The sequence below is a fragment of the Janthinobacterium sp. 61 genome, assembly GCF_002846335.1.
In the GTDB taxonomy this organism is placed as follows: domain Bacteria; phylum Pseudomonadota; class Gammaproteobacteria; order Burkholderiales; family Burkholderiaceae_D; genus Janthinobacterium.
Genome location: NZ_PJMQ01000001.1, coordinates 1,185,584 through 1,203,145, shown reverse-complemented (window position 1 = coordinate 1,203,145; position 17,562 = coordinate 1,185,584). Strand labels below are relative to the sequence as shown.

Sequence of the window (17,562 nt, the reverse complement as noted above, 5' to 3'; positions counted from 1 at the left end):
GGCAGACCGGCTGCAGTTTAATAGGTGTATTCAGCAGTGAAGCGCACGGACCGCGGCGCCGTGCGGCCGGCCACCTGCAAATAGCTGCGGGCGATGGCGCCATGGTCTTCGCGCGTCTCGTTATAGCGGGTCACGGTCTGGCTGTTGAACACATTGAAGACGTCCACTTTCAGGCTCAGGCCCTTGACGGCGCTGGGAGTATAGGCCACATTCATGTCCAGCTGGGCTTGCCATGGCAGGCGGCCCTGGCTGCCGCGTGGCGCCGGCTTGCCATTGCAATAGAAGTAGGAATCGCCGTAATCGTTCTCGAACTTCAGGTTATCGGGCAGCGCGCCGATGCAGTTGCGCGGCGCGCCCGAGGTCAGCGACAGGTTGGCGCCCACCGTCACGTCCGGGATGACCTGCATGAAGCCGTAGGCCTTGAAGGCGTGGCGGTGGTCGCCCGGCAAGTAGCCATAGGCGTTGTACATCAGTTCCTTGTGGTCGTCGCTGACTGTCAGGCCCACGTCGCCGCCGCCGATGCTGTCCGTCTGGCCTTCCATATTGCCCTTCAGCGCGGACAGGGTGTAGGTCAGTTTGCCGTACCAGCCGTTCGTGTAAGGATGTTCGACGAACATGTTCAAGGCGCGATAGGTGCGCGATGGCAGCGGATTGCCCCACTCTGCCGCCGAGATATCCACGCGGCGCAAGCCCTTGCCGTCATCGAAGTCCACCATCAGGCTGTTGTCGCGGCCCGGGTTGATGATGGCGCACTGGAAGCCGCCCCAGTTGCTCGTGTCGACGCTGTTGCGCGTGGCCCAGGCTTGCAGCGGACGCGCGTCGCAGACGTCGTCGTTGGTGTCGTTCAGCTTGCGGTACAGGACGCTGGCGCCCACCACCAGTTTCTTGCTCAGGGCACGTTCGAAGCCCAGCGAGAATTCATCCTGCGACAGCGGTTTCAGGCCGATGGCGGTCACTTCGCGCGCATCGCGGCTCTGGCCATAAGCGTTGTTGGCCGAATATGGCTTGCTGATCGCATGCAGGCCCGTCGGCGCGCCAGTGACGGGATCGACGCCCGTGTAAGTGTACATCTCGCTGGTGGCCAGGAAGGGGCTGGCCATGTTGCTCGACAAATTCGATGGCACCGGCAAGTGGTAGCGGCCGCCGTTGGCAAAGAATTTCAGGGTGCCGTCGCCCAGGTAATCCCAGGTGGCGCCCAAGCGCGGGGCAATCATGTTGCGCTGCGAAATGAAAGCCACGCCATCGGTGCTGTAGTTGGTGAACTGTTCGCGGCGCAAGCCCAGATCCAGCAGCACCCGTTCGGTGACCTGGTAGTGATCCTGAATGTATTGCGCCGATTGCACGCTGGTCGGACGCGCCAGGTTGGCGTTCAGGTCCTTGCTGACGTAATAGCCTTGCGCGCCATAGCCGCCCCCCTGGGCCGGCGTCTCAAAAGCGCCGTTGATAGCCCGGTTCGGATCGGTCGCCCGCTGGTAGCTCCAGCGGTAGCCGCCGGCCAGACTCAGGCCCACCTTCGATTCCACGTCGATGCGATCGATGCCACCGCGCAGGGAGTGCTGGCCCAGTTTGTATTCGAGATCCAGGCGCTTGGCTTTCTGGCGGTCTTCCGACGACGGGTCGACCAGGGTGCCTGTCACCGTTTGCGGATTGGCGTACGCCAGGCCAGGCACCTGTGTCGATGCATTCGACGACGTTTGCGCCAGCAGCGGATTGTAGCCATTGGGCGTACGGGTGTGCGAAGTGCGCGATTCGCCCATCATGGCCGTCACCGTCAGATTGTCCGTCAGGTAGCCCGTGTATTTGAAGATGTCGATATTGGCGCCCGGCGCGGCCGATGAGCCGCAGCAGTTGACCGTCGTCTCGCCCTTGCCTGCCTGTACGCCGTTGCTCGCATGCGTGGCGTAGCTGTAGCCATACGCCTGGCTGTCCGTCTTCGTGCGGTCGTACAGCTTGGTGTATTCGAAGTGATGGTCGTCCGTCAGGTTGTAGTCCAGCTTGGCCATCATGCGGTCCACCTTGCTCTGGCTGGTGCTCCAGCCGCGCGCCAGGGCCGTGCCCGAGTCGGCCGTGGCGGCAACGGCCTGGCTGTCGGTCCGCGTCTGTTCCAGCGCCACGAAGGCGAACAGCTTGTTCTTGATCAGGGGGCCACTGCCGTACAAGCCCACCACCTTGCTGGTGCTGCCATTGTCGCGGTTCCAGTACAGCAGATTGCCGTCCGTCTTGGGATTGGCGCCCGTATTCGGGTAATAGGTGTTTTCCGGCTCGCCCTTCAGCGAGCGGGGGATGATGGACACCTTGCCGCCGAATTCGACCTTGTTGCCGCCGCTCTTGGTGGTGATGTTGATCACGCCGCCCGTGGAGCGGCCAAACTCCGAACCATAGCCGCCCGACAGCACCTGCAGGTTCGAGATCGCGCCAAACGGCAGCTCCGACGCGCCCACCTGGGTCAGGATGTTGGTGATGGGGAAGCCGTTGACGTAGAAGGCGTTTTCCGACTGGCCCGAGCCGCCGATCGATGGCGCATTGCCGTACACGCTGTTGGTGCCGCGCGCCACGCCCGGCGTCAGCTGCACGATGGAAGCCACGTCGTTACCGACTGGCAGCGCTTTCAATTCCTTGGCGGTGAAGATCACGCCATTGTTCGTATTCGACACGTCGATCGGATTGCGCGACGCTTTCACCACGACGGTCTGCTCCTGCCCCACGGTACCAGCCGCGCTGGCAGGGCCGAAGTTGGCTTCGGCGCCCGCGCCGATCAGCGCTTCGACTTCCTGAGATGCCTCGACGGAACCGGCACGCAGCACGCGCACCGCATAGCGGCCTGGCGGCATGGAGTTGGCCACATAGCGGCCCGACGTATCCGGCGTCAGGGTACGCTGCACGCCCGTCGCCAGGTTTTCCAGCACCACGGTGGCGCCGGCAGGTGCGCTCACTTCGCCGAAAATGGTACTGGTGGCGTTCGACTGTGCCCAGGCCTGGCCTGGCACGCCGGCCGCCAGTGCGATCACGATCGCGGCGGCGCGGCTGATGTCGCGCAATTTGAGTCGGGTGGTATGCATGATTGTCTCTCCGTCTATATCGAGGGTTTTACGCGCCCTCCCAGCTCCAGGGCGGAGTCGGGGGCGCAATTTTTATGGTGGTCGTCGGCCGGTGCAGCCAGGCAACCGCACCTTTCGGGAAATCGGTCCGTATCGGCCGATTTTCGTTTTCTTGGGATTACTTTAAAAAGAAAAATAAGTATCGTCAATGAAAAGAAAGTTATAAGGCAAAATTATCGTTAAACGTGGCACGAAAAGGCGATTTATCTTTCGATTTCATGAGTGTCGGGGCAGGTAACTTTCGTTACCGTGGTGTGGCAGATACACCTGAACGCAAGGAGAAGGTCGGCAGCGCATATTTCGCACAGGAACCGGGGGAGAAAAACGCGAAAGTGGACATGGCTATCCACTTTCGCTTACGCTTATCTTTCGTATTGCGCATTTCGGAATGCTGTCTTTTTCTTTTCATGACAGTAGCCCAGCTCGCCATAACGCAGGTCGCGCTGACGGGCCGGGGCATCATCACGTCTTAAAAGAACTTGTAGCTGGCCGAGAGGGCAAACTGGCGGCCGAACAGGTCCTGGCTATGGTTGTAGCCTTCCCATCCGTTCGGGTCGTAGTACGGCTGCTTGTTGAACGCGTTTTTCACGTTCAGGCCCACGTCCAGGTGCTTGATCGGCTTCCAGCTGAAGGCCAGGTTGACCGTGGTGTACGACGGCGCTCCCTTGCACTGTCCTGCAGGCAGGGCCACGGAGGCCGCAGTGCAGTTTTCCGGTGTGTTGTCCTTGTCCCAAGGACCATACGCCCAGCGCGTCTTGCCCGAGTAATTGACGAACACGCTGCTGACGAAGTTGCGGTAGCTCCAGTCGGCGTTGACGGTAGCGCGGTAGCGCGGCGAATCGTAGTAACCGACGGTATTGCCCTTGATGTCGCTGCCGTCTTCGCTGTCATGGGTGTCGCGCTTGCGGATGGTGGCCGCGATGCCGGTGCTCAGCTTGCCCCAGTCGCCCAGCGCAAAGCGCGTGCGCGCATCGATGTCCACGCCGTCCATCAGGGTACGGCCACGATTCGAATACGAGTTGATCAAGCCGCCCAGGTTGCCCACCGAGTAGCCCGGCACGCCAGCCGCGCACACGCCCGCGTTGGCGGGATTGGCGCACATGGCCGCCACCGCCGCCATGTTGCCCCGGTCCGCGTCGGTCAAGCCATTGCGGATGGCGCTCGACGTACCGGCCAGGGTGGGGCCATACTTGTCCACCAACTCCGTAAACAGCTCGTTGAAGTCCTGGCGCACGATTTCGTCGCGGCGGTTGATGAACCAGTAATCGAGCGAAATGCTCACGTCCTTGGCCGGCTGCAGGACCAGGCCCACGGTCGAAATCTTGGCCTTCTCCGGACGCAGGTTCTGGTTCGGCGGGGTCAGGCCGCCCACGGTCGTCGAGCAATTCGAATTGAGCAAGCTCTTGCCCAGGTCCGCATCCGTCGCCACCCGGGACTTCATCAGGGCGCGCGCCATGGCGTTCGTTTCATCGCAGCGCACAGTGTCGCGGATGCCGCCCACCTGCGCAAAGACGCCGCCCGAACCCGCTTCAGCCAGATTGGGCGCGCGGAAGCCCTCGGAATATGTCCCGCGCAGCATCAGGTCAGGCCGCGCGCGCCAGATCACGCCCAGCTTGGGCGCCAGGTTGGCGGCGAAATGCGGATATTTGTCCAGGCGCGCGGCCGCATTGACTTCCAGCGTGTCGCTGAGCGGCACCACCACTTCGCCAAACACGGCGGCGATGGTGCGCCGGCCATCAAACCAGGAACCGCCCTGCTGCGTGATCAGGCCATTGGCCGCGTCCGCGTTGCCGGGCGTGAGGAAGCTCTCACGCATGATGTTGGTACCCACGGCGGCGCGCACTTCGCGCTCACCGAGCTTGAACAAGGTGCCTTCCAGCTTCGCATCCCAGGTCATCAGCTTGGTCCAGGATTCGATGGCGAAGGTCGGGTAGGCGGCACGCAGGAGCGCCGCGTTGGCGTCGCTGATTTCGCCGAACTTGTAGGCGGGATTGTCCGAGATATACGTGCGGCCGCTGACAGGGTCTTTCGTGAACGGGCCAAACGCCTGTTCAAAACCCTTGATGTTGATATTCGCCGTCTGGAACAGCGTGGAGTGGCTGCCCGCCACGCTCAGCGCCGTTTCAAAATCCCAGCCGCCGCCGATGCTGCCGCGCAAGCCGACGAGCGCGCGGTAGTTTTCATCGACATTCTTCTGGCCGAAGTGGCTCGTCGCATCCTGCAACAGGTAATTCAAGCCGGCCGCGCCGCCCATTTTGGCCACCATGTCGGCATCGAGCTTGCCTTTCAGGTAGACGTTGTTCGGGCTCAGGAAAGGCGTGGCGAAGGTGTTGAGGGTATTGCCTGTGTTACGCGCGAACCAGTTATTCGTGCTGCCACTGTTGAAGCTGGACGGACCATTCTCGCCGCGCATCTTGATGTGAGTGAAGGCGCCTTCCGCGAACGCTTCCATGTCGCCACCCAGTTTCAGCCGGCCGCTCAGGTAAGCCGTTGCACGCTCCGAGGTCGGGCCCGTGTCGAGCTGGTTGGGCAGCGCATTCCACACGCAGCGACTACCCGACGCCTCGGTGATGCTGTTGTTGCAGCCTGGCGCGGCGCGCTGGGTGCGGGCATTGTTGTTGGCCTTGTCGAAGACAAAGAAGGTCCCGGGATTCATCACACCCGGTTCGCTGCCGACGCCCACGCGCATGTTCGGAATGAAATTGGGATTGTTTACATAAAAATACGAGGGACGCTTCTGGTAGGTATCGGCCAGCGCGATGCGGTCGCGCTGGTAGACGTTCACGGAACCGTAGACGTTGTAGCCGTCGCTGGCCAGGTCGCCCAGGCCGTACAGCACGCTGGCCTGGCGCTCGCCATAGGCTTTCACGCGGGGAGAAAACTCGCCATTGGCGCGCGCTTCCAGGCCCTGGTAGCTCTTTTTGGTGATCACGTTGATCACGCCGGCCACGGCGTCGGAGCCATACACGGCCGACGCGCCGTCCGTCAAAATTTCCATGCGCTCGATGGCGGCGGCAGGAATGGCGTCGATATTGACGAACATGGTCTGGAAGCCGGCTGGCGCGCCATAGAACGACAGGCGGCGGCCATTCAGCAGCACCAAGGTGCCCTGCGCCCCCAGGCCGCGCAAGTTCGCTTGCGAACCGCCGTCCGAGCCCGTGAACATCGAGCGGAAGTCCTGCTGCGCCGGGCGGGCGGCGGGCAGGTTGTCGAGCACCTGCAGCAAGGTGAGCGCGCCCATGTTTTCGATCTGCTTGGCATTGATCACCTGTACCGGCGACGCCGTTTCCGCGTTGATGCGCTTCAGGCTCGAGCCCGTCACTTCGACGCGCGCCAGTTTCTCCTCCTCCGCCGCCAGCGCTGTCGACGCCAACCCTACCGCCACCATGGCGGCCATCAGTTTTTTCAAGTGCATTCCCATCTCCCTCTTATAAGTGATTTGTTTTCGTCAGGCTGCAAGAGCCCCTCCCCGGTCCGAAGAGGGGCTCGTTTTTAGTGAAATGATTGAAGGCTGGTTAGCGCGGCTTGACTGTCGCGCCTTCCGTGCCGGTGAGTACGGCATTGGCCCAGTTGCCGCAAACCTGGGCCGGCCGGACGCCGCGCGCGCCCAGAGTGCGCAAACTGAGCTGGCTCAGGCCGCGCACGTCGATTTCGGGTTTGACCACCCCGGGAGCCGTGACCAGGCCGCTGTCGTACAGCAGCCGCTCACCGCTCCATACCTGGAATTGCAAGCCGCCCGCGCTGCGGCAGCTATCGTCCACGCCCAGGTCGGCGCGCAGCAGATTCCAGTTGCCAGCCAGCTGCAAGTCGATGCGGCTGGCAGGTCCCACGCCAAGGCCCTTGCGGAACCACAGCCCGTTCATGCGCATCTCGGCCGCCTTGCCGGCCGGCCGGTCTTTCGCGATACTCTTCGGCAGCGCCAGGTCCGACAGGTAGCGCTGCACCTCCTCGCCTTCGGCCATGCGGTGTTCGAGCACGCGGAATTCGGACAAGGTCACTGGCGCCACATCGGTCGCCAGCGCCGCATCAAACGCGCGCGCCACCGGCCCCGCTTGCGCCGCAGTGACCATCGGATCGGTGGACGCTGCGCCGTCGCCTTCCGGATTTTGCGTGCTCATGACGCGGAAGCGCAGCAAGCGCCCGGCCGTGGCGGGGAAATTGATCGTCTGTGTGCCTTCCTGCAGCTTGAGGGTGCCGCGCACCAGCGGCGCCCCCCACTCGCCGTTGTTGTCGCCGATGTAGATTTCATAGTCGCGCACCTGGCCATGCTTCCAGTGCTGGTCGTTGCGCGGCGCCAGTTCGATGCCGTCCACCAAACGCCGTTCCGTAAAGCCGATCACCCATTCGTGCGGACCGCTTTTCACGGACGGGCTACGCACGGTGCGGAACCATGTCTCCGGCTTGCCATCGAAGGCGTTTTCCAGCGGATAGCCGCTTTCTTCAAACGGACGCGCCACCACCTGCATGGCGTCGGCCGGCAAGGCGCGGCCCGGCACGGGGGCGGCCGGGAAATCTGCATCGATTCTCGCCACGGCCAGCGCACCAGCGACCTGCAGCATCAAAGGCTGGCGGATGTCCTGCGACGCCACTTTCACGTGCAGGGTGCCTTGCCGCTCTGCCGCGTCGAAATACCAGCCTTCGATCGCCTTGTCATAGGCGGCACGGTCACCGGATGCCGCGATCAGGCGCTCACCTGCGCGCACGGCGGCCGGTGCCTTGCCCGCCAGCATGCGCAGCGCGTAAACGCGGCGCGCCTCCTGGCCCTGGTACTTGCCATCGACGGCGCCGATGTCGACCTGCACATCGCCGCCCGTCTGGCGCATGCGGATGACTTGCTGGCTGAAGGCGCCGCCCTGGTACTGGCGCGTGTTGCCGTCGTCTTCATACAGCGTATACGCGGAATCGCCATGCGGGTAGATATCGAGGGTCAGCTGATCCTTGGGCTTCTGGCCGTCGTACAGCATTTCCGGATACATGGGCAGGATGGCGCCAGCGCGCACAAACACGGGCAGCTTGTCCAGCGTCACCTGCATATCCAGGTCGCGCCCTTTCGCGTCCGCCGTGGCCTGGCGGCCATCCCAGTAGTCGTACCATGTACCTTGCGGCAGGTGGATGCCCTTGCGCCAGCCGCCGCTGACGGCCTGGCTGCGATAAACGGGCGCCACCAGCACGTCGCGCCCCAGCAGGAATTGGTATTTGTACGCTTCCGTGTAGGCGGCCGGGTCTTGCGGGTAATCCCACATCAGGCCGCGTACCAGCGGCGCGCCCGATTGCTCCGCTTCGCGCACGAGCGTATACATATACGGTGTCAAACGCATCTTGAGTTTCAAATAGCGGCGATTGATGTCGCGGTACGGCTCATCGAACCACCACGGATGCTTGCGCTCGGCCGCGGCCCAGCCGGACATGCCCATCAGGACGGGCGTAAAGCTTTTCCACTGCAGGTCGCGCAGATAGGTTTCCGGGCTGCCGCCGAAGATGGCATCGACGTCGCCGGACGCATACGCCTGGCCCGACAGGCCCGAACCGATCAGGGTCGGAATGTGCCAGCGGATGTAGTCCCAGCTGGCGCTCTGGTCACCCGTCCACGCCACGGCGTAGCGCTGGATACCGGCCCAACCCATCACCGTCCACAGGAAGGGGCGGCTGTCGGAATTGTTCAGGATGCCGTCGTAGGCTGATTTGTTCGCATCCATGGCGAACTGGTAGCCCTTGCCCGTCCACGCCACGTCCAGCTTTTGCACGCGGCTGCCCGCCTGGCCCACTTCCCAGGCGATCTTGTCGACACCATTTTCCGTCCACAGGCCCGTGCGGAAGCCATAGCCAGCCAGTCCCTTCACCGTTTCCGGCAAGTTCGTATAGCCGCAGCCATAGCCATCGTTGGGCAAGATCCAGCCGCCCGGCATGTCGTGTTCGCGGTACTGGCGCGCCACCGTTTCCACCACGTCCGGCGTCTTGCCCGTGGGGCCATCGGTCCAGCCCTTCGGCACGGAGCCGGGCTTTTTCACATTGTCGCCGTCGTTGTAGCAATCGGCGTCGCCGTATTCCAGTGCCCAGCGGGGCAACATGCGCGCGCGGCCCGTCAAGTCCGTGTAGCGGGCGACGACGTCGCGCAGGTCCTTGCCAACAAAGAAATACGCATCGAAGCGGCCTTCCGCGTGCTGCAGCGAGATCTGCTCCTTGTCGCGCAAGTCGTAATTACCGTCGGACCAGGTATTACGCAGCATGCCCCAGCCCCGTGAACTCATCAAAAATGGCGCGGGATTCGGGCGGTCGCCCTCTTCCCAGCCGCCCGAATACGATACGGGCACCTGCTTGCCCTTGAATTCGAAGCGGCCATTTTGCTGGCCGCCACCGAAATAGCGTTCTCCCGGCAGGCTGGAAAGCACCTGCACGCCCTGCTTGTCGTCCAGCGACAAAGGCTGCACCTCGCGCCACAGCGGTACCGCGTCGCCCTTGCGGAACAAGGTAAAGCGCAAGGGTTTGCGGTCGATGCGCAAGCTCAGGGCCTCGGTGCTGATCAGGACATGGTCGGGCTGCTCGCTGAGCTGATACGCCACCTGCGCCGCAGGCTGACCGACAACGATGGGCGCGGCCTTGTCGCCCGGCCCCGTCAAACCGGCCTTGCCGCCCGCCTGGATGCGCAGCACGTCCACCTGTGGCAGGCTGATACGCAACTGCATGCCCGTATCGCTGCGCACATCCCAGCCCAGCGCCTCGCCCTTGGCCACGTCGGCCAGGTGCACGGCGGAGAGCGACTGCAAATTGCCGAGCGGCGCGGCATGCAGGCCAGGGGCAGCCAGGGTGGCAAGGGCGGCGAGGACACAGGCGGCAAGGACGCGGCGGGGAAGCGGGAGTGGTTTCATCAGGCGGCTTTCAGAAAATCGAAGTGATGGAAATACTTTAAGAAGAAAAATAAATATCGTCAATCAAAACAAAGTTTTGCAAGCAATTTATTAATAAAATGCCCAAAATTGGCGCATTTTTCTTACGTTTCACCAAAATGTCACAAAACATACTTTCGTTATCGTCGCATTTCAGCGACAAGCAGCAGCACAACTGGGTTTCATGCGGCACCGCAACACGATACAGACCCGATAAAACGACATTATTTCGCAAGTCGAAAAACAATTTACTTTCGTTTTGCTTTCGTATTTGACTTTTCGAAATTTAGTATTTATGCTTTCTCCAACAAACACTTTACTGACACTCCATGACTACCCTACTTCAGCGTGACATTCAAACCTGGCGCGACATCGGCGGCCTGCACACGGCCGAGGAAATCGCCCACCAGCCGGCCATCTGGCGTGCGCTGGCCGGCATTTTGCGCAGCGAGCAGGCCAGCCTGGCCGCCTTCCTGGGCGACGCGCTGTCCAATCCCGTGCAGCGCGTCATCCTGACGGGCGCCGGCAGCTCGGCCTACGTGGGCGAAATCGTCGTCGACACCTTGAATGCCGCTTGGCCCGCGCAGATCCGCGCCATCGCCACCACCACCCTGCTGACGCACCACGAGCTGTACCTGGAAGCGGACGCGCCCACCCTGCTCGTTTCGTTTGCCCGCAGCGGCGACAGCCCGGAAAGCCTGGCCGCCGTGGAATTGCTGCGCCAGGTCGTGCCCGGCGCGCGCTTCCTCAACATCACCTGCAACGCGGACGGCAAGCTGGCGCGCCAGGGCGCCAATGACAGCAATACCTATAACCTGCTGATGCCGGAAGGCAGCTGTGATCGCGGCTTCGCCATGACCAGCAGCTTTAGCAGCATGCTGCTGGCGGCCCTGTCGGTGCTGGGCAAGGACACGGACCTGACCCGCCTGGAGACGCTGGCGCAACTGGGCGAACAAGCCTTGTGCGACTGGTCGGCGCCTGTAGCGGACCTGGGATCAACCCCGGTGCAGCGCGTCGTCTACCTGGGCAGCGGTCCGCTGGAAGCGCTGGCCAAGGAAGCGGCCCTGAAGATCCTGGAACTGACGGGTGGCCGCGTGATGGCGATGGCGAATACCCCTTTGGGTTTCCGCCACGGCCCGAAATCGGCCGTCACCACGGAGTCGCTGGTGATACTGCTGCGCAGCAGCAAGCCGCTGGCGCGCCAGTATGAAGATGACTTACTTAAAGAGCTGCAGCGCGACAGCGTGGCACAGCGCTGCCTGACGGTGGGCATCGGCGGCGACTTATCTGCCACCTTAGCGGCCGATGCACCGGCCTGGCCCGATGCGTGGCTGGCCCCGCTGTGGCTGCTGATGGCGCAGCAATATGCGCTGCACCAGTCCGCGCTGCTGCAACTGCGCCCCGACAATCCATTTGCCGGCGGCATCGTCAACCGTGTCGTGCAGGGCGTCACCATCTATGGCCATGACCAATTCTAACCCTACCGCGGGCTACCACGGCATCGACATCGGCGGCAGCAAGATGGAGCTGGTGGCCTTTGCCGACCGCGACGGCACGCTGACGGAAATGTTCCGCGAACGCGTGGCCACGCCCGGTGACGATTTTGCCGCCTTCGTGCAAGCCATCGTCGACCTGGTAGCGCGCGGCGACGCCGCCCTGGGCACGGCGGCGCCTGTCGGCATCGGCTTGCCCGGTGTGATCGACAGCGCCAGCGGCCGGCAACTGAGTTCCAACGTGCCCGCCCTGAACGGCCGGCTGGTGGCGCAAACCCTGCAACAGGCCTTGCAGCGCCCGGTTGCCATCGGCAACGATTGCCAGTGTTTCGCCCTGTCCGAAGCGCAAGGCGGCGCGGCCGAGAATGCCGCCAGCATGTTCGGCGCCATCCTCGGCACGGGCGCCGGCGGCGGCTATTGCGTGGGCGGCCAGCTGCTGCGCGGCTTTAACGGCGTGGCCGGCGAATGGGGCCACTGGAGCCTGCCCGCCACCCTGCTGGCACAGCACGGCCTGGCAGAATACCCCTGCCCGTGCGGCAAGACGGGTTGCCTGGAACGCTACGTCTCCGGCCCAGCCATGAGCAAAATCCACGCGCATTTCGGCGGCGACGGCGCCGAGCCGCTGGCCATCGTGGCCCGGGCCAACATGGGCGATGCCGTGGCCGAACGCACGGTGGCCGTGCACCTCGATGTGCTGGGCCACGCCCTGGCCGGCCTGGTGCTGGCATACGACCCGCACGTCATCGTGCTCGGTGGCGGCCTGTCCAAGCTGCCCCACCTGTACGACAGGCTGCCGGCCGCCGTCAAGCGCCATCTGTTCCCCGGCGTGCACGTGCCGCCCATTTTGCCGCCCCGCTTTGGCGACGCCGGCGGCGCGCGCGGCGCGGCCCTTTTGATACGACAACATACAAAGGCGTCAACATGATGAAGCAAGTGGAAAACCCGACCTTTACACTCTCCCCCATCCAGCAAGTGATCAAGGCGCACCGCCGCGGCGAACGCGTGGGACTGTACGCCGTCTGCTGCAGCCACCCGAGCGTGCTGCGCGCCGCCATGCGCGTGGCCAGCGACTACGACACCGTGCTGCTGGTCGAAGCGACCTCGAACCAGGTCGACCAGTTCGGCGGCTACACGGGCATGACGCCGGCCGTTTTCCGCGATACCATGCTGGCACTGGCGCGGGAACAGGGTTTCCCGACCGAGCGCCTGGTGCTGGGCGGCGACCATCTTGGCCCGAACGCCTGGCAGCACCTCGACGCGGCCACCGCCATGGACCACGCCGAGACCCTGATCGCCGCGTATGCGTCGGCCGGTTTCCATAAAATACACCTCGATTGCAGCATGCGCTGTGCCGATGACCCTTTGCAGCTCGACGATGAAACCGTGGCCGCCCGTTCGGCGCGCCTGTGCATCGTCGCCGAAGCGGCCGCCGCCGCCGCCGGCTTCGCGCCGCCCGTCTACGTGATCGGCACGGAAGTGCCGATACCCGGCGGCGAAGCATCGCTGGCGCAGGCCGGCGCCGTCACCAGCCCGCAGGCCGCGCGCCGTACCCTGGACGTGCACCGCAGCGCCTTCCTGGAAAATGACTTGCACGGCGCCTGGCGCCGCGTCATCGCCATGGTGGTGCAGCCGGGCGTTGATTTTGACCAGAGCAGCATCCAGCATTACGATGCGCCGGCCGCCGCCGAACTGTCGGCTTTCGTGGCTGAGCAGCCTGGCCTCGTGTTCGAAGCCCATTCCACCGACTACCAGCGCGAATCGGCCCTGCACGCCATGGTGCGCGACCATTTCGCCATCCTGAAAGTGGGTCCGGCCGCCACCTTCGCCCTGCGCGAGGCGCTGTATGCACTATGCCAGATCGAGGAGGAACTGCTGCCGGCGCACGCCACCTCGCGGCTGATGCAGGTACTCGACGACGTGATGCTGGCCAAGCCGAAGAACTGGATCAAGCATTACCTGGGCACGCCGGAAGAACAGCGTCTGATGCGCCGCTACGGCTTGAGCGACCGTTGCCGCTATTACTGGGGCGAGCCGGAAGTGGCAGCCACCGTCGACAAGCTGCTGGCCAACCTGGACGCCTTGACGATTCCACTGCCGCTCCTGAGCCAGCATTTGCCGGAGCAGTACCTGGCTGTGGTGCAGGGCAGCTTGAGGGCGGAGGCGCCGGCCTTGATCGAACACAAGATCGGCAGCCTGCTGGCGCAATACGCGCGTGCCTGCAACCGCAATACGGCAGTCCCCGTCGTTGCCGAAGCGGCAATCTGTTAAGCTCGATATTTTCATTTTTTACTGAGCCCGCCACCATGCGAAATACCAGCCAACGCCGTGAATCCATCCTCCAAATGCTTACCCAGCAGGGCTCGGTGCAAGTCACCGATCTGGTGGAAAAACTCGGCGTGTCCGCGGTCACCATCCGCAGCGACTTGAATGCGCTGGAAGCGCAAGGCATGGCCACACGCAGCCACGGTGGCGCGACCCTGACGCGCACGCCGCCGCCCGAGCACACGATACGCCAGAAGGACGCCATCAACCACGAGCAAAAGGAGCGCATCGGCGCCTATGCGGCGCGGCTGGTGGAACCGGGCGACAACATCATCATCGACTCGGGCACCACCACCATCTCGCTGGCGCGCCATTTGCGCGATGCAACCGGCGTGACGGTGGCCACGAATGGCCTCAACATCGCGTGGGAACTGGCCGACGCGCCCGGCGTGGACCTGATCCTCACGGGCGGCCTGCTGCGCAAGCAATCGCTGTCGATCCAGGGCAGCCAGGCGGAAACCTGTTTGCAAGCCTACAGTTTCGACAAGCTGTTTTTGGGCGTGGACGGCTTCGACCTGCAGTTCGGCGTCACCACCCACCACGAAGCGGAAGCGAGCCTGAACCACAAGATGGTGGAACGGGCCAAGAAAATCATCGTCCTCACGGACGCCTCCAAGTTCGGCCGCGTCAGCCTGCACCGCATCGTGCAGCTGGACCGCGTCGATACCGTCATCACCGATGCCAGCATCAGCCAGGAATACCGCGAAGGGCTGCAAAAGCTGGGCATCGAACTTTTTATAGCGGAATAACACATGCTGAGCGGCAGAATCCTTACCCCATCTGGCTGGATCACGGGCACCATCACTTTTGACCAGCGTATCGTCCAGATACAAGAAGACCCTGCCGCCGACAGCGCGCTGACCATTTTGCCCGGTTTTATCGACCTGCACGTGCATGGCGCGGCCGGCGTCGACATCATGGAAGGGGGCGACGCGGGCGCCACCGTGGCGCAAGTGCATGCGCGCCACGGCACCACCGCCCTGCTGGGCACCACCCTGACGGCCAAGGAACCCTCGATCCTGCGCGCCCTGCAAGGTCTGGCCGGCGTCATCTCCGAGCGCCCGGCCAACGGCGCGCGCATGCTGGGCGTGCACCTGGAAGGACCTTTTTTAAACCTGCACCGCCTGGGCGCGCAGCCGCCCGACGTAGTGCAAGCCAGCCTGGCGCTGGTGCAGCGTTTTCACGCCATCGCCCCCATCAAGGTGCTCACCATGGCCCCGGAAATCCCCGGCCACATGGAACTGATCCCGCAACTGGCGGCGATGGGCATCCGCGTGCAGATCGGCCATAGCGCCGGCACGTATGACGAAGGCGTGGCGGCCCTGAAAGCCGGCGTCTCCGGCTTTACCCACCTGTACAACGGCATGACGGGCATGACCCATTACGACCCGGGCATGGTGGGCGCCGCGCTGGCGCATGCCGAGTACGCGGAAATCATCCCCGACCTGCAGCACGTGGCCAAGGGCGCCCTGCGCGCGGCCCTGCGCGCCATTCCGCGCCTGTACGGCGTGACGGACGCCACCTCGGCCACCGGCATGCCCGATGGCGAATATGGCCTGGGCACGCAGCGCGTCTACAAATGCCTGGGCTGCGTGCGCCTGGCCACAGGGTCGCTGGCAGGCAGCGTGCTGACCATGGACCAGGCCCTGCGCAATTTCGTCGAGCTGGGCCTCGACCTGGCCGACGCATCGAACCGCCTGTCGCTGTACCCCGCCGATTACCTGGGCGAATCCGAACGGGGCCGATTGGCGCCCGGCGCCTGGGCCGATATCGTTGTCCTCGATACCAACTTGCAGCCAGTGTCCGTCTTCGTCGAAGGCGCGGCCATCGATCTTTCCACCCGCTAGACCACCTCAACCTACCTCAACCCCGTCCCGGAGTTTTCATGCACGACACGTCACACAAGGCCCCCGTGTGGGCCATGCGCTACCTGCTATTCATTGCCGGCATGGGGGGATTGCTGTACGGCATAGACATCGGCATCATCGCAGGCGCCCTGCCCTACCTGGAATCGACGGCCTCGGTGGCGTGGAAACTGACGGCCCAGCAGCTGAGTTTTATCGTCGCCGCCGTGCTATTGGGTTCAGTCCTTTCTTCGCTGTTCGCCGGCGCCCTGGCCGATCTCCTCGGCAGGCGCTGGGTGATGTTCCTGGCCGGCGCCCTGTTTAGCGCCAGCATTCCCCTGATCGCCCTGGCCGATGGCTACACGCCACTGCTGCTGGGCCGTCTGCTGCAAGGCATCAGCGGCGGCTTGATCGGCGTCGTCGTGCCCCTGTACCTGGCCGAATGCCTGCCCGCGCAACAGCGTGGACGGGGCGCCGCCCTGTTCCAGCTGCTGCTGACCATCGGCCTGGTAGCCGCCGCCCTGATCGGCCTGCAGCAGGCGCAGACGGTGGAAACGGCCACACAAGCGGCGCAAGCCTTGCCGGAAGCGGGCCGCATCGCCGCCATCTTCACGGCCAAGGACCACGCCTGGCGCAGCATCTTCTGGGTCTGCCTGACGCCGGGCCTGGTGTTTACCATCGGTGCCCTGCTGCTGGCCGAATCGCCGCGCTGGCTGGCGCAACGCGGCCGCATCGACCAGGCGCGCCAGTCGCTGCTGCGCACGCGCCTGCCCGCCGTTGCCGACCTGGAGCTGCGCGAAATGCTCGATACCCCCGAAAATGCGGCCAAGGCCAGCGGAAACGGCAAGGCGAAAGACCCGCTGCTGAGCCGCCGCTATGTGCTGCCCTTCCTGCTCGCTTGCCTGATCCTGGCCTGCACGCAGGCGACGGGCATCAATTCCATCCTCGCGTATGTTGTCAACATCCTCAACCAGGCGGGGCTGTCGGGCGCCTCGGCCAACATGGCGGACGTCCTGCTGAAAGTACTGAATGCCGTGATGACGGTGGTGGCCGTGCTGCTGGTAGACCGCAAGGGCCGCAAATTCCTGCTGATGCTGGGCACGGGCGGCATCGTCGTCTCTCTGCTGGCGGCCGGTTTGCTGTTCCGCGGCGCCGAAGCGCATCTGGTTGACGTGCGCCCCGCCATCGCCACCCAGGTGCAGAACGACGCCCTGGCCGTGCGCCTCGATGCGGCCGCCTTGACCGCCCTGGGCGCGGCGGCCGACGGCACGCCGCAGCAGCTGACCATCGCCTACGCCTACGGCCCGTTCACGAATGTGAAAAGCCTGCGCAGCGATGATCCCGTGCTGCGCCAGGTCAGCATCGCCCGCGAAGACGCCGTGCAGGCCGACAGCGTGATCGGCGTGTTCTTCCGCAAGCTGCACCTGAACCCGTTCGCCGACCCGGCCGCCGGACGCGAAGCGCCGCTGCGGATCGAGAAGGCCAGCCTGGGTCCCGTGCCCTCGTCCACGCACGGCTGGCTGGTGGCGATCGCCATCTGCGTGTTTGTCTCCAGCTTTGCCGTGGGACCGGGCGTGTGCGTATGGCTGGCCCTGTCCGAACTGATGCCGACCCGTATCCGCTCGAATGGCATGAGCATCGCCCTGCTGGTGAACCAGTTCGTCTCGACGGTGATCGCCGCCATCTTCCTGCCGACGGTGGGCTTGCACGGCTATTCGACACTGTTCTTCTTCGGCGCCGGCTGCACCGTGCTGTACTTCCTGGCGGCCGCGTTTTTGCTGCCCGAGACCAAGGGCAAGACCCTGGAAGAGATCGAAGCCCATTTTGCAAAATAGCAAAATAGATAAATAAAGCAGTCTCCTTTACAGCCCCGGTCCATCATCCCGGGGCTTTTTTTTGCCTGCCAGACAAGCTTGCAGGC

At 63.9% G+C, this 17,562-nt stretch carries 10 protein-coding genes; 7 read left to right on the top strand and 3 right to left on the bottom strand.

Annotated elements, in window-relative coordinates; genetic code table 11:
- Positions 1–17: 17 nt before the first annotated feature.
- Positions 18–3,059 carry a TonB-dependent receptor gene (locus tag CLU92_RS05615; protein WP_101481087.1) on the bottom strand — a complete coding sequence of 1,014 codons (3,042 nt, stop codon included), beginning with the start codon at positions 3,057–3,059 and terminating at the stop codon, positions 18–20.
- Positions 3,060–3,283: 224 nt separating this feature from the next.
- On the opposite strand from CLU92_RS05615, the gene CLU92_RS05610 reads away from it, so the two are divergent.
- A complete protein-coding gene (locus CLU92_RS05610) occupies positions 3,284–3,571 on the top strand; it encodes a hypothetical protein (protein ID WP_143452547.1) in 288 nt (95 codons plus the stop codon).
- Here CLU92_RS05610 and CLU92_RS05605 read toward each other — a convergent pair.
- Positions 3,568–6,513, bottom strand: coding sequence for a TonB-dependent siderophore receptor (locus CLU92_RS05605; protein ID WP_101481085.1), 2,946 nt, complete (start codon positions 6,511–6,513; stop codon positions 3,568–3,570). The two genes, CLU92_RS05610 and CLU92_RS05605, sit on opposite strands and share 4 nt — an antisense overlap.
- Before the next feature lie 100 nt (positions 6,514–6,613).
- Complete coding sequence (locus tag CLU92_RS05600; RefSeq protein WP_101481084.1) at positions 6,614–9,964, bottom strand: TIM-barrel domain-containing protein; 3,351 nt, start codon at positions 9,962–9,964, stop codon at positions 6,614–6,616.
- Positions 9,965–10,311: 347 nt separating this feature from the next.
- Between CLU92_RS05600 and CLU92_RS05595 the strand changes: the two genes are divergently transcribed.
- Genes CLU92_RS05595 through CLU92_RS05570 form a run of 6 tightly spaced genes read left to right on the top strand, consistent with a single transcriptional unit; the run spans position 10,312 to position 17,476 of the window.
- Positions 10,312–11,460 (top strand): SIS domain-containing protein, encoded by a 1,149-nt coding sequence (locus CLU92_RS05595; RefSeq protein WP_101481083.1) that lies wholly within the window; start codon positions 10,312–10,314, stop codon positions 11,458–11,460.
- Complete coding sequence (locus CLU92_RS05590; RefSeq protein ID WP_101484512.1) at positions 11,447–12,400, top strand: ROK family protein; 954 nt, start codon at positions 11,447–11,449, stop codon at positions 12,398–12,400. The genes CLU92_RS05595 and CLU92_RS05590 overlap by 14 nt, the downstream gene beginning before the upstream one ends.
- Complete coding sequence (locus tag CLU92_RS05585) at positions 12,400–13,743, top strand: D-tagatose-bisphosphate aldolase, class II, non-catalytic subunit (protein ID WP_101484511.1); 1,344 nt, start codon at positions 12,400–12,402, stop codon at positions 13,741–13,743. Before CLU92_RS05590 ends, CLU92_RS05585 begins: the two co-directional genes overlap by 1 nt.
- A 35-nt stretch (positions 13,744–13,778) precedes the next feature.
- Positions 13,779–14,546 (top strand): DeoR family transcriptional regulator, encoded by a 768-nt coding sequence (locus CLU92_RS05580; protein ID WP_101481082.1) that lies wholly within the window; start codon positions 13,779–13,781, stop codon positions 14,544–14,546.
- A 3-nt stretch (positions 14,547–14,549) separates the two neighbouring features.
- Positions 14,550–15,644, top strand: a complete 1,095-nt coding sequence (locus CLU92_RS05575) for an N-acetylglucosamine-6-phosphate deacetylase (protein WP_101481081.1) — start codon at positions 14,550–14,552, stop codon at positions 15,642–15,644.
- Between the two features lie 38 nt (positions 15,645–15,682).
- Positions 15,683–17,476, top strand: coding sequence for an MFS transporter (locus CLU92_RS05570; RefSeq protein WP_101481080.1), 1,794 nt, complete (start codon positions 15,683–15,685; stop codon positions 17,474–17,476).
- Positions 17,477–17,562 lie beyond the last annotated feature (86 nt).

What these genes read in the sequence shown, in the direction of transcription:
- CLU92_RS05615 (WP_101481087.1), bottom strand. Translation starts at nt 3,059, where the DNA reads ATGCATACCACCCGACTCAAATTGCGCGACATCAGCCGCGCCGCCGCG.
- CLU92_RS05605 (WP_101481085.1), bottom strand. Translation starts at nt 6,513, where the DNA reads ATGCACTTGAAAAAACTGATGGCCGCCATGGTGGCGGTAGGGTTGGCG.
- CLU92_RS05600 (WP_101481084.1), bottom strand. Translation starts at nt 9,964, where the DNA reads ATGAAACCACTCCCGCTTCCCCGCCGCGTCCTTGCCGCCTGTGTCCTC.
- CLU92_RS05595 (WP_101481083.1), top strand. Translation starts at nt 10,312, where the DNA reads ATGACTACCCTACTTCAGCGTGACATTCAAACCTGGCGCGACATCGGC.
- CLU92_RS05590 (WP_101484512.1), top strand. Translation starts at nt 11,447, where the DNA reads ATGACCAATTCTAACCCTACCGCGGGCTACCACGGCATCGACATCGGC.
- CLU92_RS05585 (WP_101484511.1), top strand. Translation starts at nt 12,400, where the DNA reads ATGAAGCAAGTGGAAAACCCGACCTTTACACTCTCCCCCATCCAGCAA.
- CLU92_RS05580 (WP_101481082.1), top strand. Translation starts at nt 13,779, where the DNA reads ATGCGAAATACCAGCCAACGCCGTGAATCCATCCTCCAAATGCTTACC.
- CLU92_RS05575 (WP_101481081.1), top strand. Translation starts at nt 14,550, where the DNA reads ATGCTGAGCGGCAGAATCCTTACCCCATCTGGCTGGATCACGGGCACC.
- CLU92_RS05570 (WP_101481080.1), top strand. Translation starts at nt 15,683, where the DNA reads ATGCACGACACGTCACACAAGGCCCCCGTGTGGGCCATGCGCTACCTG.